Below are 14764 nucleotides of genomic sequence, written 5' to 3' on the forward strand. Positions count from 1 at the left end.
CAACCACGTCGCCGAACTCCTCGACCAAGCCGTCTACCACGTCGAGCACCTGCGCCTCGGGCTGACCGACGCAGCTGCGGAGCCGGCAGCCGTCACGGCCCCCTGACGCGGGCCCGGTCCGGGCACCCCGGGAGGCGGACTCGGAGCGCCTCCGCCCGAAGACCCCGTGATTCCCTGGCCCGCCCCGTGGTTCCGTGAGCCTGCCGAGCGCTGGTGACGGCTTTTGCCGCTGATCACCGGGGTCACCGGGCAGGACGGCTCGTACCTCGCCGACCATCTGCTCGCCGAGGGCTGCCAGGTGTGGGGCCTGACCCGGGGGCAGGCCAACCCGCGGAAGGACCGGGTGGCCAAGCTGATACCCGACCTGTCCTTCGTACACGGTGACTTGACCGGGCTGGCTGTACGCACCTCTGACCTCACGGTCCGATGCAGGGAAACGTGGTCTTCCGGACCCTCGTGCCGACCACGGCCGCACGCAGCCGGCGGCATCGGCCCCGCGAAGTCGTGGTTTTCCACGATGCCCGACGCGGACCTCCCCCTGCGAGACTCGTGCAGTCGCCTTCCGAAGCGGTCGGCCGTTATCCGGTATTCGAATTCATTTCACTTTGCCTTTGTGCGTGAAGTTCGATGAAAGGGACTTTCCCTTGACGAAAGCATCCCCCACTCTCATTGATCCGGCCGGTTCCGTGGTGCACGGAAATGCACTGGCCCAGGCCCGGGACGAGGACGGGCAACCGCCCCACCGGGCCGGCGTATGCATGGCCAGCCTCGATGCGGCCCTGACCTTCCAGCGGGCGGATCAGGAGTTCTGCCGGCAATTCAACGTCTCGTCCGAGGAGTTGTGCGGCCGCAGCATCCGCGACCTGGTGCACCCCAGCGTCCAGCAGCCGTTGATACGCCAGTTCCTGCACCTGCTCGAAGGCAGGCGCCAGCGCTTCGCCACCACCGTCATCGCCGTGCGCGAGGGCGAGGAGTCCGCGTTCAACGTTCCGCTCACGGCGGTTGCGGTGAGCGGCAACCTGCCCGGCACGACGGCGATCGTGATCATGATGCCCACGACACGGAGCAGGGAAGGAGCGGGCGTCGTCACCAGCCGGAAGAAACTCCTGTCCGAAATGGACGCCCGCATCCTGGAAGGCGTTGCCGGCGGCGTCTCCACCGTCCCTCTGGCATCGCGCCTGTACTTGAGCCGGCACGGCGTCGAGTACCACGTGAAGTGCCTGATGCAGAAGTTGAGGGCGCGTAATCGCGCCGCGCTGGTCTCTCGTGCCTATTCGATGGGCGTGTTCAAGGTGGGTGTCTGGCCGCCGGAGGTCGTGGACGATTTCGTGAAGTAGCGGGCCGAACACCCTGGAGGCGGCCGTCCTGGAGCCTGCAGCAGGCTGTTCAGTGGCCGACCGGTGGCGTCAGGCATCCGTGCTCGATGTAACGGCCGTTCGCATGGGCCCACACCTTCTCCCGGTTGACCGCACCGGTCACGCAGCCCGTCTTGCCCACCCAGATACCGTAAGCCGTACCGTCGGTCTTCCTGTTCGCCGCTCCGACCACGAGATTCCCCGCCACTACGCGGCGCCCTCCGGCGGCCTGTTCAAGGACCGGACGTACTTCATCAGGGCTGATCCTGCCCTGCTCTCGCAATGCCTCCAGCCGTGCCTTCACCCCACTCGCGATCTGCTGCGCCACGGCCTCGTCCTCGGAGCTCATGTCCTGCGGCCACTTGTGCCGGTTGTTGTCCCAGTAGTTGGGAACCTCCTGGTCCGTCTTCCTCGGCTTCACCGGCGGCGAGGTCTCCGTCTCCGTCCCCGTGGAACGCTGGGAGACCGGTGGGTTGTAGTTCTGGAAGATCTTGTCCTCCAGCTTGCCGCACCCAGCGGCCCCCAGCACTGTTACCGCGACAGTCACCGAACAGGCAAGCGTGCTCCGTCTCTTCATGCCGGGCATCCTCGCGTCTTCGGCCGGGTGGCGCCTGAGTATGCGTACTCAGACCGGCCGGGCCTGGTCGGCGGGAAGGAGAAGGAGAGGGGAAGGCCCCCACCCACGGGACCTCACGCCTGAGGTGCGCAGAAGGCGACCGGGCTGCGCAGACCGGAACGGTTGAGCGCGCGGATGCCGAAGAACACGTTGTCCTTGGACAAGGCGACGGTGTGCCGGTTCGTGTTCCCGGCCGGGACGACGTGGGTCCACTCCGGCTCCGTCGTCTCCCGCCACACCACCTCGTACCCGGCGATGTCCGGCTCCGGGCCGCGTTCCCATGCCAGTTCGGTCGAGTTGCCGAGAGCGGTGGTGCGGATCACCGCGCCACGCGGCGTGCCGGGGGCCTGGGCGAGCGACCACAGGGCGGCCCCGTTCACCCGGGCCACCCGGGCGATGAAGCCGAAGTCGCAGAACTCGGGCAGGTCGCCGTACTGCTTGCCCTCCACCACCCGTACGTCCTGGTGCTGGTGCGCGTAGTTCTCGGCGGGCTCGGTGAACCGCGCCGCGGGAAAGCCCTGTTGGAGGAACGGGACGTGGTCGCCGCTGCGCAGATACCGGTCGCGGCGGTACACCACACGCACCCGCATCCCCGTCGCATCGTTCTCGGCGGTGTCCCGGACGAACCGGGCCAGCTGGCGCGAGGGCGAGTCGTTCTCCCCGCCCACCGAGCGCCGCACCTCGGCCTGCTCCGGTGTCTCCGAGGTCGGCACCCCCTCGGCGAACAGCCGGATCGTGTGCGGGTCGCGCGAACCGTCCTCGGCGGTCGGACTCCCCACGATGTCGTTGGTGAACATGCCCTGCACATCGGCCTGCCGGCCCCGGTACGTCCGGGCCATGTACCCGGACCCGTACAGCCCCTGCTCCTCGCCCGCCACCGCCGCGAACACCACGGTCGCGGCGGGCCGCCGGGTCGCGAAGACCCGGGCCAGCTCCAGGACGACGGCCACCCCTGAGGCGTCGTCGTCGGCGCCGGGCGCGTCGCCGGTCGCGTTCATGGGGTCGCTGTTCCGCGAGTCGTAGTGCCCCGAGACCACATAGATCCGGTCGGGCGTGACCGAACCCCGCAGCGTGGCCACGACGTTGGTGATCGTGGTCGCCACCGGGACACGGGGCGCGGGCTGTTGGACGTACGACTGGAGCTCCACGGTCATCCGGCCACCGGAGGCCTGTGCGCTGCGGCGCAGCTCGGCGAGGAGCCAGTCGCGGGCCGCACCGACGCCGCGTACGGGATCGTCCTGGGCGGACAGGGTGTGCCGGGTGCCGAAGGAGACCAGTTTGCGGACGGTCGCCTCGATACGGTGCGGGTCGATCTCCCGCAGCAGGGAACGGAGTTCGCGCGGAGGGGGCTGTTCGGTGGGGCGGCGGCAGGCGGGTCCCGCGGGCCGCGCCGGCCCGGAGGGGGCGGGGCCGCCCGCGGCCGACGACGCGGCCGCCGCCGACGGCAGCCCGAGGGCGGCCGCACCGAGCGTGGCCGCACCGAGCGTGGCCGCACCGAGCGTGGCCGCACCGAGCACGGTGCGCCGTGCCGCACCCCGTCCGCTGTTCCCGTCGTGACTGCTGTTCCCGTCGTGACCGCTGTGTCTGTTGCCTGCGTCCTCGCCCGGCTGCGTCATGGCGCTATCGTCACGTCCGCCTCAGCACCCCCGCAAGGTTCGGTTTCGGCCCGCAGACCGGGCGGCGACGCCCGTCGAATCGGTCGAGACCTTCCTGCTCTCCGGCGGGCAGTGCCAACGCCTGGCCATCGCGCGGGCCATGATCCGCGACGCACCCGTCCTCGTGCTGGACGAGCCGACCACAAGCCTCGACGCGGAGTCCGCCCGCCGCCTGCCCGGACCGCTCCGGCTGTTCATGGCCGGCCGGACCACGACCCTCATCTCGCACCACCCGCTCACCGCGCGGGCCGCCGACCGGGTCGTGCTGCGGCGTCGGCATCCACGACCGGCATGCTCGACGTCTGCTCACCGGCTCACCGGCTCACCGGCGGGACGGCGGACCGTCAACCGGTCGGAGTGAAGGGCGAGAGCCGGGCAAGGGGCGAAGGAGCGGCCGGCCGTCGCTCACCGTTCGCAGCCGGTGCGTTCCGTCGGCGGCTCGCCGGCCGAGTCGTCCCCGCGCAGCTCGACGCAGCATGCCCCGGGGCGCGGGGCGAACACTGCCGTGGTCCGGTCGCTGCCCAGCCCGTGCAGATATCCGGCGAGGAACGCCTGGTTGACGCCGCAGACGAGGTCCGGGGCCTTGGCGGCCAGTGGGTGGAAGGGGCAGTTGCGCAGGCGCAGCAGGGCGGGAGCGGCGCGCTCCGGCTCGAAGCCGAGCTCGTCCAGGGGCCCGGCGGCCAGGCTCAGGCCCCGCTCGGCACCCAGCCGCCCGGGGCGCGCCCGTTCGCGTTCCGCGCTGCCGAGCGCTTCCCCGCGCCTACGGGCCACACGGAGCGCGGCATCGCGGGCCGTCTCGCCCCGGCCTTCGGTCAGCACGGCCTCGGCGAGAAGGTCCGCCAGCATCTCGTGGCGGCGCTCCGGAATGCTCACGGCGATCGGCTCGGCGGCCGGCTCGTACACCTTGGGCCGGCGCCCGACCTTGCGCAGGCCCGCGGACTCGTAGCGGGCCTGCAGCAGCCCGGCCGTGACCAGCTTGTCCAGATGGAAGGCGGCCAGCTTCCGGGAAACCCCCACGCCGTCCGCCACTTCCTCACGCGTCACCGGACGCCGCTCGCTGCGTATGAACGCGAACATGCGACGGCGAAGACCGTCGCCGAGGACGGCCAGCGAGGTGAGCGAGGCGTTGTCCAATCCCACGTCACCGACCTTATCGCGCATGAGTTTGGGCAGAAACCTTTCGGGGTGGCTGTATGCCTGACTTCTTGACCGCCGGAAAGGATAAAGCCAACAATGATTGGTGAAATAGCCCGACGGTCCCGATGGGCCCGATGAGCCCGACGGGATTCGATCGGCTCGACGGGCTCGACTAGGCTCGATGGTGAGGACGGTCGGGAGGCTGCCATGCTCACTTCGGCGCAGCGGCAGGCGAAGCAGCCCGTCAGCGCGGTGCTCGCCGGTCCGTACGGCCATCCACTGCATCCGATCCCGGTCACGGTGCCCATCGGGGCGCTGGCGGCGGCCCTGGTCGGCTTCCTCGACCTGCGCGCCGTCCCGACCGGCACGCGCGCCTTCCGGGTGGGCCTCGCCCACATGAGCCTGAATCTGGTCGTGACCCTCGCCTACGCCGGTGACTTCCTGTGGCGCCGTGCCGCACAGCCGGCGCACGAGGCGGTCCCGGCCGGGATGCTCGCCCTGTCCGCCGTGGCCCTGGCGCTCCTCGGCATCTCCGGTTACCTCGGCGGCAAGCTCTCCTACCGCTCCGGCGTGCGCGTTGCCGACGAGGACACCCAGGCCGAGGGCTATGTGCCCGGGGCCGGGCGGCACCGCCCGGACGGCGACGCCTAGGCCGGACACCACCGGAACGCAAGGGAGTTGGCCATGGGTATCGCAGCCGCGGCACTGTTCCCCGTCCCCGTGGTCATCCTGCACGGACTGCCGGCCGTCGCCACCGTGCTCCTCGTACTGCTCACCGCTCTCGGTATCGGGGGCAGTTGAGCGAATCGGTTCTCAGGAGAATCCGCAATGAAGCGCTACAGAAACTCTTTGTCACCCCCAGCCGGTGCATCGGCGGAATACGCCGGCAGCGCGTGGTCGTCCGCGCGCGACTGGGGACTTCTGCTCATCCGGCTGACCTTCGGACTGCTGATGGCCGCCCACGGCTCGCAGAAACTCTTCGGGCTCTTCGGCGGCAAGGGACTGACCGGCACCGCCAAGGGATTCGAATTCCTCGGCTATCACCCCGGAAAGGTCTTCGCCGTCATCGGCGGCCTCTCCGAATTCCTGGGCGGCCTCGGCCTGGCACTGGGGCTGCTCACCCCGCTCGCGGCCGCCGCCCTCATCGGCGTGATGATCAATGCCATGGCGACGGTCACCGCCGCCCACGGTCTCTGGGACACCGATGGCGGGGTCGAATACGGCCTGTGCATCGCCGTCGTCGCTCTCGCCGTCGCCGCCATCGGCCCCGGACGGCTCGCCGTCGACCGGCTCTTCCGCTGGGGAGCAGGCGGATGGCCCGCAGCCGCCGTGGCCCTGGGCCTGGGTGGCATCGGTGCCGCCATCACGCTGAGCCTCTGACTCGCTGCGGGCGGCCTGTACTGACTGTCCGGCCCACCACCATCCGTGATGGTCAGCCGGCCCGGAGCAGCACGGGCAGTTCGGCGGTGTCGATGATGTGGGCCCGTGAGGGCAGGACGTGGTGGAGCAGGGCGCGGTGGGCTTCGGGGTTCGGGTCGGCGACGCAATCGGACAGGACGTGGAGCTGGTAGTCGCGGTCGGCCGCGTCGATGACGGTGGACAGGACGGCACCGCTCGTGCTGAGGCCCGAGACGACCAGCGTGGTGATGCCGCGTTCGCGCAACTGCTGGTCGAGGTCGGTGGTCGACATGCCGCCGTAGCGGGTCTTGCGCACGATGATGTCGCCGGCCTGGGGAGCCAGGCGCTCATGGATGGCGGTGGCGGGATCCTCGTGGTGCAGGACACGGTGCTGGGCCAGCGGGCCGAAGGACTTGTTGACGGCCGGGATCGCGTCCCAGTCGGCCTCGGTGAAGCCGACACGTACGCAGGCGACGGTGCCGCCCAGCGCCCGGACGTCGGCGACGGCCCCTGCGATGCGGTCGAGCAGGGCATCGCGTTCCCCGTCTTCGGGGAGAGCGGCCAGGACCGCGGGCTGGCAGTCCAGGACGAGAAGAGCGGTGTGCGCGGGGTCGAGTACGGGGGAGGCGGGGGCGGTGCTCATGCGGATGTCTTCCTTTCAGGAAGGGCTGAGGGACGGTTGCGGCTCGTGCTGCAGCGTCTGCTCGCGCCGGGGCAGCAGGAGCGGGGTGGCCAGGATGAGCAGTCCCGCGGCCGTGAGAGCGGTGCGTGGGCCGGTGACGTCGGCGAGCAGCCCGCCGAGCGCGGTGCAGACGGCGATGGACGCCTGCTGGCCGATCGACCAGGCAGTCAGGGTGCGAGCGACGAGGTGCTTGGGCGTGCGTTCGAGCCGGTAGGTGGCGAGCACCGGGGTGTACAGGCTCATGTTGATGATGATCGCCAGCTCGACGGCCATCACGGTGACGAGGCCGACGACGCCGGGACGGACGAAGACCAGGCCGATCAGCCAGACGGCACGCAGGGTGCCGACGATCCGGAAGACCCGGTGCCGGCCGTGGCGGGTCACGACACGGTGGGCCAGCCGGGAGCCGATGAGTCCGCCGAAACAGGGGGCGGCGAAGGCGAGGGCGTACTGCCAGGGCGGGAAGCCGAGTTGGCGGAGGAGGAGCACGGCGAGCAGCGGCTCGGTGGCCATGATCAGACCGGAGACGAGCATGTTGTTGAGGTAGAGCGCCCGCAGGCCGGGATCGCCCATGATGTGCCGCCAGCCGTCGAGCAGCGCGCCCGCCCGGACCGGGCTCTTCTCGCTTGCCTGCGGGGCTTCCTCCCTGCCGCGGATCGCGGTGATGCCCAGCGCGGAGAGCAGATAGCTGAGCGCGTCGGCCACCACGGTGGTGACCGGCCCGAACAGGCCGATCGCCGCCCCGCCCAGCGGCGGCCCGACCGCGATGGAGCTCCAATTCGTGGACTCGAAGCGCGCGTTGGCCACGAGCAGGTTCTCCGGCCGGACCAGGGTCTTGAGGTAGGCGCCGCCGGCCGCGTTGAATGCGATCTTTGCCGCGGCGACCACGGCAGAGACCGTGAGCAGCTGGACGAAACCCAGCCGGCCGAAGGCGTAGGCGACCGGGATCGTCGCCATGGCCCCGAACCGGGTCAGGTCCATCGCGATCATGACCGGGCGCTTGCGCCGGAACTCCACCCACGGCGCGAGCGGCACCGCGATCAGCGCGCCCACGGCCGGCCCCACCGCGGACAGAGCGGACACCTCGGCGGGGCCGGCGTGCAGCACCAGTACGGCGATCAGCGGTAATGCCCCGAACCCCAGCCCGGACCCGTACGCGCTCACCGCGTACGCCGCCCACAGCCAGCCGAACTGCCGGCCCAACGCTCTCCTGGCCATCATGCTCCCACTCGAACAAACCGATGTTGACCGGTGAGAGCTAAGCGAGCGGCACAACCGCTGGTCAAACAACCACCTTGCCGATTCTTCACAACCATCCGTTGTTCCCTAAGGTGACTCGGCATGGACCTCGAAGCCGTACGCACCTTCGCCGCCATCGCGGAAGCAGGCCAGTTCCAGAAGGCCGCCGCCGACCTGTCGGTCACCCAGCAGGCCGTCTCCAAGCGCATCGCCGCACTGGAGCGCGACCTCGGCGTGCGGCTGTTCACCCGCACGCCGCGCGGCGCCGAGCTCACCATCGACGGGCAGGCGTTCCTGCCCCACGCGCGCGATCTGCTGCGCGCCGCCGAGCGCGCGGTCGCATCCGTGCGCGCCGGCAGCCGTCCGCTGCGCGTCGACGTGATCGCCTCGCGCGGCGCGGCGTCGGGCCTGATGCGCGGCTTCCACCACGCCCACCCCGAGATCGAGCTCGACGTGCTGATGCTGCTCCACATCGAGACGGCCGTCGCCTCCATCCGGTCCGGTGCGATCGACGCGTCCTTCCGCGCCGTCGCCGCGCCCGGCCGGCCCCTCCCCGAGGACATCGAGTCCGTCCGGGTGCTCGACGAACCGCTCCAGCTCCTCACCGGCCCCGCCCACGCGCTGGCGGGTGCCCGGTCGGTGACGCTCGCCCAGCTCGCCGGACACCGGATCTGGATGCCCGGTATCGTCCCCGGCAGCGAGTGGGCCGCCTACTACGACGACCTCGTCGCCGAGTTCGGCCTCACCATCGAGGCGACCGGCCCCAACTTCGGCTCCGACGCCCTCCTCGACACCGTCGCCGACACCCCGGCCCTGGCCACCTTCATGAGCGAGCACACCCGCCTCGTCTGGCCCGCGAGCCACGGCCTGCGCCGCATCCCGGTGACCGACCCGACGCCCGTCTACCCCCACTCGCTCCTCTGGCACCGCGACAACCCCCACCCGGCGCTGGCCACCCTCCGCGCCCACCTCGCGGCCACAGCGCCCGGCCATGACGCCGCGGGGACCTGGGCGCCGGGGTGGGTGATTCGGCGCTGAACGCCGCTGGGCCTGCGGTATCGACCTTGCCGCCGGCGGCAAGGTCGGACGATGCGCCCGGGAGCTCACCGCCGCGCACAATGCCGGCGTTGTCCACCCTCACCGTCCGGTCACCGTGGCCCCTTGCGGTGGGCGGCCAACCGTTCACGCGCCTGCGTGTAGGTGTCCGCGTCGATCTCGCCGGAAGCGAAGCGGCGGTCGAGGATCTCCTCCGGCGTCTCCCGTGGCGGCTCCGTGGAAACGGGGGTGCCGGTGCGGTCGGTGGCGTGGTGCGTGACGCGGATGACCACCCACACGACGAGGGCGATCAGGATGATCCACAGCAGGGGCATGAAGGCCATCCAGGCCCAGCCGCCGCCGTTCCAGTACATCACCGTCCTCACCTCCTCGTGAGGTCTCCCCTCCAGTGTCCGGTCGGCGGGGGGCCGGACGGCGAGGGCCGTCCGGCCCGTATGCGGTACCACTCGGCCCCGCACAGGTCGGACTGACGTCGCGCGCTTCCCGCTGCCGGGAGGCGGACGCCTGCGACGCGCACCGGGCCGGGGGAGAGGAGGGCCGACGCGCGTCCGGTGCCTCAGGCCTTCTTGACCACGCTGGACTTGAGGTGCATCTGGCCGAATCCGTCGACCTTGCAGTCGATGTCATGGCCGTCCGGGCCGTCCACGAGGCGGATGTTGCGCACCTTGGTGCCCGCCTTGATGCCCGTCGGGTGGCCCTTGACCTTCAGGCTCTTGACCACCGTCACGGTGTCGCCATCGGCAAGGACATTGCCCACCGCATCCCGGATCACCTTCTCCCCGGGCTCGTCCGCGGCTCCGGCGGCTGCAGGCGTCCACTCGTGGCCGCATTCGGGGCACACCAGGAGCGTGCCCATCTCGTAGGTGTACACGCCGGCACATTCGGGGCACGGCGGAAGGTTCTCGTTCACAGTGACAGCCTAGGTTTCGATGGAGGAATGGAGGGATGGGGGGATGGGGGGATGGGGGCGCCGGGGCGTCAGTCGGCGTCGGTGCCCGCGGGCCAGGCGCCGGAGCGCCATTGCCGGTCCGGCGCGCCCGGGCGGACGTGGTGGGCGGCCAGGCCGGAGAGCAGGTCGGGGTGGACGGGGACGTGCGGCTGCCCGGCGTCGGGGACGAGGGAGCCGTCCGCGGGGATGGCGGCGAGTTCCAGCGGGCGTCCGAGGGCTGCGAGGCGGGCGGCGGCCTCGGTGATGGCCCGCTGGCCTTCGGCGGACCAGCCGTGGAGTGCCGTCAGATCGACGATCACCGCGCCGGTACCGCGTGCTTCCGCCCAGCCGACGGCTCCGCGGAAGCGGTTCACCGCCTGGGCGCCGAGGTAGCCGGAGACGGACAGGACGCCCACGTCCTCGTGGGTGGTGTAGCGCCATTCGATCGTCATGGGTCCGGGTCTCTCCTCGCGAGTGCTCATCTGTTCCGTCAGCCGGCCGGGCAGCGGCGTCGTCACGGCGTCGTCACGGTGTCGTGGTCCTGCGCGCTGCACGGGCGGGATCGGGCGTGTCGGATCCCTGGGCGAAGCGGAAGCCGGTGACGGTCTGCGGGTGGATGCGCAGGAGTGCGTCGTGGGGGCCGTGGGACCAGCCGGGCAGAGTGCGCCGGTAGTGGGCCGCTTCATCGGGGTGGGTGATGAGCTCCGCGAGACCGGTGGAGGTCACGGCCCAGCCGGTGCCGGTGCCGGGGTGGAGGGCGTCGCAGTGGTAGGTGACCCCGACCCGTCCGGACAGCACGGCGTGGGGGACCGGCGTGCGGACGATCAGGCGCCCGTATTCCAGGATGTGGGAGGCGGGCCGTACCGCGAGGGCGTCGCGCTGCTCGTAGACGACGCGCCCCTGGGAGACGTCGCCGAGGAGGTACCAGGCTTCCTCGCCGGAGACCTCGAACATGCGGCGCAGTGCGGGAGTTGAGCGCATCAGGCAGTCTCCTCGGTGACGGCGGCGGACTTCTGCGCGGGGACGGTCAGTACCCCGGCGCCCTGGAGGTGGATACGGGCGGCGGCGATGGCGTCGGGGGTGTCGGCGAACTCCCGCCCCTCGTGCCGGAGAAGATCCAGCGCGCCGACGGACTGGAGGACCTGCCGCTGGCCGGGCCGTATGCCGGAGGCCAGCACGGTGATACCGCGACGCCGGAGTTTCGTCACCGCGTCCTTGAGGACCAGGGCGCCCGTGGCGTCGATGGTGGACACGCGGGACATGCGCAGGATGACCACCCGCACGTCGGCGACCTCGGAGAGCTCCAGCAGGAAGCGGTGGGCGGCGGCGAAGAACAGCGGCCCGTCGATCCGGTACGCCACGATGTGCTCGGCCAGCAGCGCGTGTTCCTCGGCGCTGTGGTCGCCGGGCAGGTCGGCCTCTACCGGGTCGGCCTTTACCAGGCCGGTTTCCATCGGATCGGCCTTCATCAAGTCGGCCTTCGTCAGGCCGGCCCTCATCAGGTCGGCCTCTATGGGGACCTGGTCCAGGCGGGCCTGCCCGGCCACCGCCCGCAGCGCCAGGACGCCCGCGACGCCCAGGCCGATCAGGACCGCGTACACCAGGTCCAGGGCGAGGGTCGCGGCAGCGGTGAGGATCAGGACGAGCCCGTCGGAGCGGGTGGCGCGGGCCATCGCCCGCAGCGAGCCGACCTCGACCATGCGGACGGCCGTGGCGATCAGGACGCCGGCCACTGCGGCGAGCGGGATGCGCGAGACCAGGGGCGCCGCGGCGAAGACGATCACGGCGAGCACGGCGGCGTGGGTGAGGGACGCCAGCCGGGAGCCCGCTCCCGTACGGACGTTGACGGCGGTGCGGGCTATCGCGCCGGTGGCGGGGACGCCGCCGAAGAGCGGGGCGGCGATGTTGGCCAGCCCCTGACCGAACAACTCCCGGTCGGGATCGTGCTTCTGATCCACCGTCATCGCGTCCGCGGCCGACGCGGACAGCAGCGACTCCAACGCGGCCAGCGCAGCAACCGCCACGGCCGGGGCAAGGAGCGAGCCGAGCGCGCCGGCATCGAGGAAGGACAGGGAAGGGGCAGGCAGTCCGGACGGCAGGTCCCCGATCGGCTTGGCCGCGTGCGGACCGAAGGCCTGGGCGACGACGGTCGCAGCGATCACCGCGATGATCGAGAACGGAACCGTCGGCCGCCACCGCGCACCCGCCAGCATGACCAGGGCCACTCCCGCCGCCAGGGCCACGGCCGTCCAGTTCGGCGTCCGTGCGAACGCCTCGACGGCCCGCCAGGTCACCACCAGGACCTTGTCGCCCGCGGGCTTGGGCACCCCGAGCGCGTTGGGGATCTGCTGCAGCCCGATCACGCCGGCGATACCGAGCGTGAAGCCCTCCACGACCGGGGCCGGCATATACCGCATGTACCGGCCGGCGCGGGCGAGCGCGAGCGCGAGGAGCATCAGGCCGGCGAGCAGCCCGACGGCCAGAACGCCGCCGGTGCCGTGCCGGGCGACGATCGGTACCAGTACGACGGTCATCGCCCCGGTCGGCCCGGAGACCTGGAGGTTCGAGCCGCCGAAGACCGCCGCGAGCGCGCCGGCGACCACGGCGGTGGCCAGCCCCGCCTCGGCACCGAGGCCCGAGGACACCCCGAACCCCAGCGCCAGCGGCAGCGCCACGATCGCGACCGTCAGCCCGGCCAGCAGATCACGCTTCGGATCCCGGCACGCCGCCGTGAGATCGGCACGGGCGGGCAGCAGGGAACGAACCCGGGACCACGCCCGGACAGCCACGGTGCTCACTCGCCGCCGACCCCGGCTTCTCGCAGCTCCTCCAGCAGCTCGTGCTGCCCGGCGATCATCTGCGTCAGGATCCGCCGCGCGGCGCGCATCAGCTCGGCCACGTCCCCGCCCGCCATCTGGTAGACGACCGTGGAGCCGGTGCGCGTGGAGGTGACGATGCCGGAGCGGCGCAGCACGGCCAGCTGCTGGGAGAGCGCGGACGGCTCGATCTCCATCGCGGCCAGCAACTCCCGCACCGGCGTCGGCCCGTCCTGGAGCAGCTCCAGCACGCGGATGCGCACGGGGTGTCCCAGCATCCGGAAGAACTGGGCCTTCGCCTGATACAGCGGAACCGACACCGCTACCTCGATCTCCGTCGTCACACGACCTCGCCGTCCAGGCAGAGGGCACACCGGTGGCCGTGCCCGCGGCTACCTGCGGACACGACCGATACATCATGTAGCAAATTGAAGAACTTTGCAATTCTTAAGCCTGTCGACCGGTCGCGTCCGTCCTGCGCCGACCGCGGCAAGGTCGAGCCGATGCAGGTCGACCGGCCCAGTGAGAACCCGGTGCGAAGCGGAGGGGGCGCATATCACTTGATGATGCCAACGCCCCCTTGCTGGGCGGGTGTTGATATTTGTCGTATGGTGGAAACGCAGAACGCACCCCGGCCGGAGGGCCGGGCGTACCTGAGCAGGGGGAGAAAGGTGCGTGGCCCGGTGAACTTCGGGCTTCTGTCTGCGATCGGTGTTGCCCTCTATCCGGCAACAGTCACTGTTCTTGCGTTGACCGCCACCTTCGCGCGGCGCCCGACGAGGCGGCGCGAAGCGCGCACCACTTTGGCCCTTCTGCTGCGTGCTCGCGGCTCGGTCGGTATGCCACCTGCGCTGTCGTCCGAGACCGGCCCGGAGTCGTGATCACGTGGCGGGGAAAAGGGCTGAGGGCGTGATGATCAAGCTGATAGCTTCTCGATCGACCGAGGCACCACCCGAGGAGGTGAGACCCATGAACGCTGTACCCACGTGGGTGCTCCCCCTTTCTGTCACGGTCGGCGGTTGACGTAGATCTCGCCGGGAGCGCCCCTTCACAAGGCACTCTCGAAGGGCAACTGCCGTGAACGCTTTCTTCTTCACCGCCGAGTCCACCGCCGACAGCATCGCGGCAACCACAAGAAGCACCCCGCCATGTCGGGCCGGGCCGGGCGCCTGGTGCGCGGCTGCGGCTACCACGTGGCCGTCCTCGACGCGCCCGGTCACGGCGACCGGCCGCGCACCGAGCACGACGAACGGGAGGTCGCCGCGCTGTTCGCGGCCCGGGCGGCCGGCGAGCCGGAAGGCCCGATCGTGGTCCGCTACAACGACCACCTGGCCAGGCTGGCCGTGCCCGAGTACCACGCGCTGCTGGACGCCCTCCAGCAGCTGCCGGAGATCGGAGCCGATGGGCCGGTCGGTTTCTGGGGCATCAACATGGGCACCGCGATCGGCGTTCCGTTCGTGGCCGCCGAGCCGCGGATCACGGCCGCGGTCTTCGGCCAGCACTGGCCCCATGTGCTGGCCGGTTACGCGGAGCAGATCACCGTCCCCATCGAGTTCGACCTGCAGTGGGATGACGAACACATCTCCCGCGAGGAGGGCCTCGCGCTGTTCGACGCCTTCGCCTCGGCGGAGAAGTCCCTGCATGTGAACTCGGGCAAGCACAAGGAACTGCCCCGCTTCGAGGCCGACAGCGCGGTCCGCTTCTTCGCCCGGCACCTCGGCGGAGCGGCCAACGCGTCGGCCTGAGGCGCGCGTCAGCGGCGTCCGGCTTGCCGGCCGGGCGCCGCAACCGCGGATCGCGTACCGCACCTTGCAACTCCACTGGATCGAGGGCGCCGACCACGTCGACCTCTACGACAAGAAGCGGTACGCGGCCGGACAGC

The 14764-nt window shown here is 71.0% G+C and carries 18 protein-coding genes and 2 pseudogenes; 9 read left to right on the plus strand and 11 right to left on the minus strand.

Going from position 1 to position 14764, the window contains the following annotated elements; all coding sequences use genetic code 11:
- The 3 genes and pseudogenes from HG542_RS35295 to HG542_RS21425 form a co-directional block, all read left to right on the plus strand.
- A pseudogene (locus HG542_RS35295) lies at nucleotides 1-106 on the plus strand (transcriptional regulator); the annotation flags it as partial.
- A gap of 117 nt (nucleotides 107-223) precedes the next feature.
- Nucleotides 224-388: pseudogene (locus HG542_RS21420) on the plus strand (GDP-mannose 4,6-dehydratase); the annotation flags it as partial.
- A 229-nt stretch (nucleotides 389-617) separates the two neighbouring features.
- Nucleotides 618-1337 (plus strand): helix-turn-helix transcriptional regulator, encoded by a 720-nt coding sequence (locus HG542_RS21425; RefSeq protein ID WP_308111479.1) that lies wholly within the window; start codon nucleotides 618-620, stop codon nucleotides 1335-1337.
- A 49-nt stretch (nucleotides 1338-1386) separates the two neighbouring features.
- Here the strand turns inward: HG542_RS21425 and HG542_RS21430 are convergent, their stop codons facing one another.
- On the minus strand, nucleotides 1387-1941 hold the full coding sequence (locus HG542_RS21430) for a hypothetical protein (RefSeq protein ID WP_171083891.1): 555 nt from the start codon (nucleotides 1939-1941) through the stop codon (nucleotides 1387-1389).
- A 104-nt stretch (nucleotides 1942-2045) separates the two neighbouring features.
- Nucleotides 2046-3587, minus strand: coding sequence for a M28 family metallopeptidase (locus tag HG542_RS21435; protein WP_171083894.1), 1542 nt, complete (start codon nucleotides 3585-3587; stop codon nucleotides 2046-2048).
- Between HG542_RS21435 and HG542_RS36295 the strand changes: the two genes are divergently transcribed.
- A complete protein-coding gene (locus HG542_RS36295; protein WP_171083896.1) occupies nucleotides 3586-3987 on the plus strand; it encodes an ATP-binding cassette domain-containing protein in 402 nt (133 codons plus the stop codon). The genes HG542_RS21435 and HG542_RS36295 overlap by 2 nt on opposite strands.
- A 44-nt stretch (nucleotides 3988-4031) precedes the next feature.
- Here HG542_RS36295 and HG542_RS21445 read toward each other — a convergent pair whose 3' ends face one another.
- Nucleotides 4032-4766, minus strand: a complete 735-nt coding sequence (locus HG542_RS21445) for a helix-turn-helix transcriptional regulator (protein ID WP_229922792.1) — start codon at nucleotides 4764-4766, stop codon at nucleotides 4032-4034.
- Between the two features lie 204 nt (nucleotides 4767-4970).
- Here HG542_RS21445 and HG542_RS21450 point away from each other — a divergent pair, with 204 nt between their 5' ends.
- Nucleotides 4971-5414, plus strand: a complete 444-nt coding sequence (locus tag HG542_RS21450) for a DUF2231 domain-containing protein (RefSeq protein WP_171083900.1) — start codon at nucleotides 4971-4973, stop codon at nucleotides 5412-5414.
- 177 nt (nucleotides 5415-5591) lie between these two features.
- Nucleotides 5592-6143: a DoxX family protein gene (locus tag HG542_RS21455; RefSeq protein ID WP_171083902.1), complete on the plus strand. Its 552-nt coding sequence runs from the start codon at nucleotides 5592-5594 to the stop codon at nucleotides 6141-6143.
- A gap of 52 nt (nucleotides 6144-6195) precedes the next feature.
- Here HG542_RS21455 and HG542_RS21460 read toward each other — a convergent pair whose 3' ends face one another.
- Complete coding sequence (locus HG542_RS21460) at nucleotides 6196-6804, minus strand: cysteine hydrolase family protein (protein ID WP_171083903.1); 609 nt, start codon at nucleotides 6802-6804, stop codon at nucleotides 6196-6198.
- 15 nt (nucleotides 6805-6819) lie between these two features.
- Nucleotides 6820-8064 (minus strand): MFS transporter, encoded by a 1245-nt coding sequence (locus HG542_RS21465; RefSeq protein WP_171083905.1) that lies wholly within the window; start codon nucleotides 8062-8064, stop codon nucleotides 6820-6822.
- 120 nt (nucleotides 8065-8184) lie between these two features.
- On the opposite strand from HG542_RS21465, the gene HG542_RS21470 reads away from it, so the two are divergent.
- Complete coding sequence (locus tag HG542_RS21470; protein WP_171083907.1) at nucleotides 8185-9120, plus strand: LysR family transcriptional regulator; 936 nt, start codon at nucleotides 8185-8187, stop codon at nucleotides 9118-9120.
- Between the two features lie 110 nt (nucleotides 9121-9230).
- Here the strand turns inward: HG542_RS21470 and HG542_RS21475 are convergent, their stop codons facing one another.
- The 6 genes from HG542_RS21475 to HG542_RS21500 form a co-directional block, all read right to left on the minus strand.
- Entirely contained in the window at nucleotides 9231-9494 is a 264-nt protein-coding gene (locus HG542_RS21475; RefSeq protein WP_218039066.1) for an SHOCT domain-containing protein, read from the minus strand.
- Between the two features lie 200 nt (nucleotides 9495-9694).
- Entirely contained in the window at nucleotides 9695-10048 is a 354-nt protein-coding gene (locus tag HG542_RS21480; protein ID WP_171083909.1) for a zinc ribbon domain-containing protein YjdM, read from the minus strand.
- Nucleotides 10049-10116: 68 nt separating this feature from the next.
- The gene (locus HG542_RS21485) at nucleotides 10117-10518 is read right to left on the minus strand and encodes an STAS domain-containing protein (RefSeq protein ID WP_171083910.1); all 402 of its coding nucleotides are present in this window, start codon (nucleotides 10516-10518) and stop codon (nucleotides 10117-10119) included.
- Nucleotides 10519-10591: 73 nt separating this feature from the next.
- Nucleotides 10592-11047, minus strand: a complete 456-nt coding sequence (locus HG542_RS21490; protein ID WP_171083912.1) for a pyridoxamine 5'-phosphate oxidase family protein — start codon at nucleotides 11045-11047, stop codon at nucleotides 10592-10594.
- Nucleotides 11047-12864: a SulP family inorganic anion transporter gene (locus HG542_RS21495; RefSeq protein ID WP_171083914.1), complete on the minus strand. Its 1818-nt coding sequence runs from the start codon at nucleotides 12862-12864 to the stop codon at nucleotides 11047-11049. The genes HG542_RS21490 and HG542_RS21495 overlap by 1 nt, the downstream gene beginning before the upstream one ends.
- On the minus strand, nucleotides 12861-13202 hold the full coding sequence (locus HG542_RS21500; protein WP_171084044.1) for an ArsR/SmtB family transcription factor: 342 nt from the start codon (nucleotides 13200-13202) through the stop codon (nucleotides 12861-12863). The genes HG542_RS21495 and HG542_RS21500 overlap by 4 nt, the downstream gene beginning before the upstream one ends.
- Nucleotides 13203-13490: 288 nt before the next feature.
- Between HG542_RS21500 and HG542_RS21505 the strand changes: the two genes are divergently transcribed.
- On the plus strand, nucleotides 13491-13763 hold the full coding sequence (locus HG542_RS21505; protein WP_229922791.1) for a hypothetical protein: 273 nt from the start codon (nucleotides 13491-13493) through the stop codon (nucleotides 13761-13763).
- Between the two features lie 267 nt (nucleotides 13764-14030).
- Nucleotides 14031-14627 carry an alpha/beta hydrolase family protein gene (locus HG542_RS21510; protein WP_218039067.1) on the plus strand — a complete coding sequence of 199 codons (597 nt, stop codon included), beginning with the start codon at nucleotides 14031-14033 and terminating at the stop codon, nucleotides 14625-14627.
- Nucleotides 14628-14764 lie beyond the last annotated feature (137 nt).

It is taken from the genome of Streptomyces morookaense, assembly GCF_013030945.1.
Classification (GTDB): domain Bacteria; phylum Actinomycetota; class Actinomycetes; order Streptomycetales; family Streptomycetaceae; genus Streptomyces; species Streptomyces morookaensis.

Excerpts from the sequence above, each read along its gene's own strand:
- HG542_RS21430 (WP_171083891.1), bottom strand. The coding sequence starts at position 1,941 with ATGCCCGGCATGAAGAGACGGAGCACGCTTGCCTGTTCGGTGACTGTC.
- HG542_RS36295 (WP_171083896.1), top strand. The coding sequence starts at position 3,586 with ATGGCGCTATCGTCACGTCCGCCTCAGCACCCCCGCAAGGTTCGGTTT.
- HG542_RS21450 (WP_171083900.1), top strand. The coding sequence starts at position 4,971 with ATGCTCACTTCGGCGCAGCGGCAGGCGAAGCAGCCCGTCAGCGCGGTG.
- HG542_RS21460 (WP_171083903.1), bottom strand. The coding sequence starts at position 6,804 with ATGAGCACCGCCCCCGCCTCCCCCGTACTCGACCCCGCGCACACCGCT.
- HG542_RS21485 (WP_171083910.1), bottom strand. The coding sequence starts at position 10,518 with ATGACGATCGAATGGCGCTACACCACCCACGAGGACGTGGGCGTCCTG.
- HG542_RS21510 (WP_218039067.1), top strand. The coding sequence starts at position 14,031 with ATGTCGGGCCGGGCCGGGCGCCTGGTGCGCGGCTGCGGCTACCACGTG.
- HG542_RS21465 (WP_171083905.1), bottom strand. The coding sequence starts at position 8,064 with ATGATGGCCAGGAGAGCGTTGGGCCGGCAGTTCGGCTGGCTGTGGGCG.
- HG542_RS21505 (WP_229922791.1), top strand. The coding sequence starts at position 13,491 with ATGGTGGAAACGCAGAACGCACCCCGGCCGGAGGGCCGGGCGTACCTG.
- HG542_RS21435 (WP_171083894.1), bottom strand. The coding sequence starts at position 3,587 with ATGACGCAGCCGGGCGAGGACGCAGGCAACAGACACAGCGGTCACGAC.
- HG542_RS21455 (WP_171083902.1), top strand. The coding sequence starts at position 5,592 with ATGAAGCGCTACAGAAACTCTTTGTCACCCCCAGCCGGTGCATCGGCG.
- HG542_RS21470 (WP_171083907.1), top strand. The coding sequence starts at position 8,185 with ATGGACCTCGAAGCCGTACGCACCTTCGCCGCCATCGCGGAAGCAGGC.
- HG542_RS21490 (WP_171083912.1), bottom strand. The coding sequence starts at position 11,047 with ATGCGCTCAACTCCCGCACTGCGCCGCATGTTCGAGGTCTCCGGCGAG.